Raw genomic sequence first — 3731 nt, 5'->3', positions numbered from 1 at the left:
GGATCTGCCGATTTGATCGTCGCCGGCGGCATGGAGAGCATGACCAACGCGCCTTATCTGATGACCAAGCATCGCGCCGGCGCTCGCATCGGCCACGACAGGATGTACGATCACATGTTCCTCGACGGGCTCGAGGACGCCTACGAGACCGGGCGGCTGATGGGCAGCTTCGCCGAGGAGGCTGCGACCCTCTATCAGTTCACCCGCAAGGCGCAGGACGATTATGCGATCGCATCGCTGACCCGCGCCCAGACGGCGCAGGCCGAGGGCTGGTTCGAACGCGAGATCGCGGCCGTCGAGATCGCAGGCCGCAAGGGCCCGACCATCGTCTCGCAGGACGAGCAGCCGTCGAAGGGCGATGCCTCGAAGATCCCGTCGCTCAAGCCGGCCTTCGCCAAGGACGGCACCATCACAGCCGCCAATGCCTCGTCGATCTCCGATGGCGCGGCTGCCCTGGTCATCACCCGGCAGAGCCTCGCCGACCGGCTCGGGATCAAGCCGGTGGCGAGGATCGTCGCTCATGCCGCCCACGCCCACCAGCCCGCTTTGTTCACCACCGCTCCGGTCAGCGCGATGAACAAGGCACTGGCGCGGGCCGGCTGGGATGTGAAGCAGGTCGACCTTTTCGAGGTCAACGAGGCCTTCGCCTGCGTCGCGATGATCGCGATGCACGACCTCGGCATTCCGCACGACAAGATCAACGTCCATGGCGGCGCGACCGCGCTCGGCCACCCGATCGGCGCGAGCGGCGCGCGCATCCTGACGACGCTCATCTCCGCGCTCCAGACGCGCGGACTGAAACGTGGTCTGGCGTCGCTTTGCATCGGCGGCGGCGAAGCGACCGCGGTCGCGGTGGAGCTGGTTTGACCTACGCGATCCGCGCAACTGTCCAGACGGACACCGCGCTCCTCCCCGCCGTCGAGCAATCGGCCGGGCGGCGCTTTCGCGACGCGCCGGGGCTCGAATGGATCGCCGACGAAGACAATATGGCGCCGGCCCGCCATGCCGAATTGATGCGCGAAGGCACGAGTTGGGTGGCGGCGGACGGCGACGACGCCCCGGTCGGCTTCATCGCCTGCGAACGGCGCGGCGGCGCTCTCCATATCTGCGAGTTCGCGGTCAACGAGGCGCTGCACGGCCACGGCGTGGGGCGCGCGCTGCTCGATCGCGCGACCGATCATGCCCGCGCGCACGGCATGAGCGCGGTGACGCTGACCACGTTTCGCGACTTGGCCTGGAACCAGCCTTATTATGCGCGGCGCGGCTTCGTCACGGTGACTCCGGTCGGCGACCAGCCGCTGGCGGTGACGCTGCGCGACGAGATTCGGTTCGGCCTGCCCGGCAAACGCCGCTGCGCGATGGTGTTGACGCTGAACTAGAGCGCGAGCGTGAAATAGCGGCTGAAACTGACGTCGTCATAATCGGCGAACGGTCCGCATTCGGCGAAGCCGGCGCGGCTGTACATCGCACGCGCCGCAGCGAAAGGGTCATTATTCCCGGTCTCCAGACTCAGCCGGCGATACTCGCGCGCGCGTCCCTCAGCGATCAGATGAGCGAGCATCTCCGCGCCGATCCCCTTGCGGATATGCGCGGGCGCGGTGCGCATCGACTTGATCTCGCCATGGCCGGGATCGATCTGCTTGAGCGCGCCCATCGCGAGCAAATCGTCGCCGTCCCACGCCGTCCACAGCGTCACGTCGGGATGCTGCAGCCCCGACAGGTCGAGCGCGAAAACGTGGCAGGCGGGCGAATTGGCGTGCGCCTCGCGCAGATGCAGATCGACCAGCGCGACGACCTCCGGCCGCGCCAGGTCGTCGATCTCGATCCGCATCACTCGATCTTTTCGGCCGCGTCGACGCCCCAGATATGGCTGATCTCGACGAACCCGCCGCGTCCCTTGACGTCGAGATAACACCAGCCGTTGCCGCACTGACTGACTCGCCCGACAACGCCAGGCGCCGCGCGCCAATTGACCTTGCCGGCATAACGCGGGCCGTCGCGAAGCTCGGCGATGTCGCCCATCACCATCGCTGTGCGCGTGTCGCTGATCAGATTGGCCTGCATCCAGCCCTGCGTGCCGCCCGGATCCTCGACCTTGCGCCACAGCGCGCCGGCGCCCTTTTCCTTGAAATTCTCGACCACCTTCACCGGCAGGCCCGGGCGGACATAGCGCCAGCTGATCGGATAGTTGCGGCCCGGCCCGGTGCGCATCCGGGCTTCGGACGCCTGGATCGAGGCGAAATACGGCACCTTCTTTTCCACGAGTGCCGCCACCGCGGGCGCGGCAAGGCCGATCGCCGCCACTATCGTCATTGCCCTGGCCATCCGCATGGCAAACCCCTTCTTAACCAATCGAGTCGCTTGTCTATCGCGCCGCGGCGTCCCGCATCAACCGAGTTGACCTGCGTGAAAACCCCCGCCAAGCCGCGAACATGCCCAATTCGAGACGAAAACCTCGGGTAATCGTGACGCGCGAATTGAGCGATGCGGTGATGGACCGCATGGCCGAGCTGTTCGACACGCAGCTCAACCGCGACGATATCGCGATGTCGCGCGAACAGTTGATCGCGGCGGTACAGGACGCCGACGTGCTCGTCCCGACCGTCACCGACACAATCGACGAGGATGTCATCGAAGCGGCCGGTGACCGGCTGAAACTGATCGCCAATTTCGGCAACGGGGTCGATCATATCGACCTGAAGGCGGCGCGCGCGCGGGGTATCCTGGTGACCAACACACCCGGGGTGCTGACCGACGACACCGCCGACATGACGATGGCGCTGATCCTGTCGGTGCCGCGCCGCCTGGCCGAGGGCGAGAAGCTGGCGCGGTCGGGCGAATGGCGCGGCTGGAGCCCCGGCGCGATGCTGGGGCACCGGATCGGCGGCAAGACGCTGGGGATCGTCGGGATGGGAAGGATCGGCCAAGCGGTCGCCGTGCGCGCGCGCGGTTTCGGGCTGACCGTGCATTACCACAATCGCCACCGTCTTCCCGAACCGCTGGAGGTCGAGCTCGGCGCCACCTGGCATGCCGATCTCGACGAAATGCTAGGCGGTTCCGATTTCGTGACCATCCACACCCCGCACACCGACCAGACCGAGCACGTCATCGACGCGCGCCGGCTCGCGTTGCTCAAGCCCGAAGCCTATCTGATCAACACCTCGCGCGGCACCGCGATCGACGAGGCCGCGTTGATCGATGCGCTGGAGGCTGGCCGACTGGCCGGTGCGGGGCTCGACGTGTTCGAGCACGAACCCGCGATCGATACGCGGCTGCTCGCGCTCGCCAACGTCGTGCTGTTACCGCACATGGGGTCGGCAACCTACGAAGCGCGCGTCGCGACCGGCGAGCGAGTCATCACCAACATCCAACACTGGACCGACGGCCATCGCCCGCCGGACCAGGTGTTGGAGGGTTGGATCTAACGCCGCCTCGTCAATCGCCGGTAAGAATGCGATCCACGAGCTGCTTCACCGTCGGGACGAAACCGTTCGAATAGAACGGGTCCTTCTTGAAATTGTACGCGCCATGCCCCGCGAACATCAAATTCTGGTCGGTGTCCCCGCCATGCGCGATGTCCTGCAGCGTCTTCTGGATGCAGAAGCTGCGCGGGTCGGCGAGGCGGCCGGTCGAGTTGGTCTCGCTGTCCTTCCACGACGAGAAGGCGCATTGGCTGAGACAGCCCATGCAATCGGCCTGATCCTTGCGGATCACCGCTTTCTCGGTGGGCG

5 protein-coding genes and 1 pseudogene are annotated in these 3731 nt (G+C 66.4%); 3 read left to right on the top strand and 3 right to left on the bottom strand.

Features of this window, described 5'->3' with window-relative positions:
* On the top strand, positions 1-867 hold an 867-nt coding region (locus JWM94_RS02395; protein WP_299420982.1), incomplete at its 5' end, for an acetyl-CoA C-acyltransferase.
* Positions 864-1379: a GNAT family N-acetyltransferase gene (locus JWM94_RS02390; protein ID WP_299420979.1), complete on the top strand. Its 516-nt coding sequence runs from the start codon at positions 864-866 to the stop codon at positions 1377-1379. The genes JWM94_RS02395 and JWM94_RS02390, both read left to right, overlap by 4 nt.
* On the opposite strand, the gene JWM94_RS02385 is transcribed toward JWM94_RS02390, so the two are convergent.
* Both JWM94_RS02385 and JWM94_RS02380 read right to left on the bottom strand, forming a co-directional pair.
* Positions 1376-1831, bottom strand: coding sequence for a GNAT family N-acetyltransferase (locus JWM94_RS02385; RefSeq protein WP_299420975.1), 456 nt, complete (start codon positions 1829-1831; stop codon positions 1376-1378). The two genes, JWM94_RS02390 and JWM94_RS02385, sit on opposite strands and share 4 nt — an antisense overlap.
* Positions 1831-2331, bottom strand: a complete 501-nt coding sequence (locus JWM94_RS02380; RefSeq protein ID WP_299420970.1) for an SH3 domain-containing protein — start codon at positions 2329-2331, stop codon at positions 1831-1833. Before JWM94_RS02380 ends, JWM94_RS02385 begins: the two co-directional genes overlap by 1 nt.
* 101 nt (positions 2332-2432) lie before the next feature.
* On the opposite strand from JWM94_RS02380, the gene JWM94_RS02375 reads away from it, so the two are divergent.
* Positions 2433-3425 carry a D-glycerate dehydrogenase gene (locus tag JWM94_RS02375; protein WP_299420967.1) on the top strand — a complete coding sequence of 331 codons (993 nt, stop codon included), beginning with the start codon at positions 2433-2435 and terminating at the stop codon, positions 3423-3425.
* Positions 3426-3435: 10 nt separating this feature from the next.
* Here the strand turns inward: JWM94_RS02375 and JWM94_RS02370 are convergent.
* Positions 3436-3731, bottom strand: a pseudogene (locus tag JWM94_RS02370) (nitronate monooxygenase); the annotation flags it as partial.

The sequence above is a fragment of the Sphingomonas bacterium genome (assembly GCF_028289855.1).
Taxonomy (GTDB): Bacteria; Pseudomonadota; Alphaproteobacteria; order Sphingomonadales; family Sphingomonadaceae; genus Sphingomonas.
The sequence above is the reverse complement of the archived record's forward strand: the minus strand, read 5'-3'. Positions and strand labels throughout refer to the sequence as shown.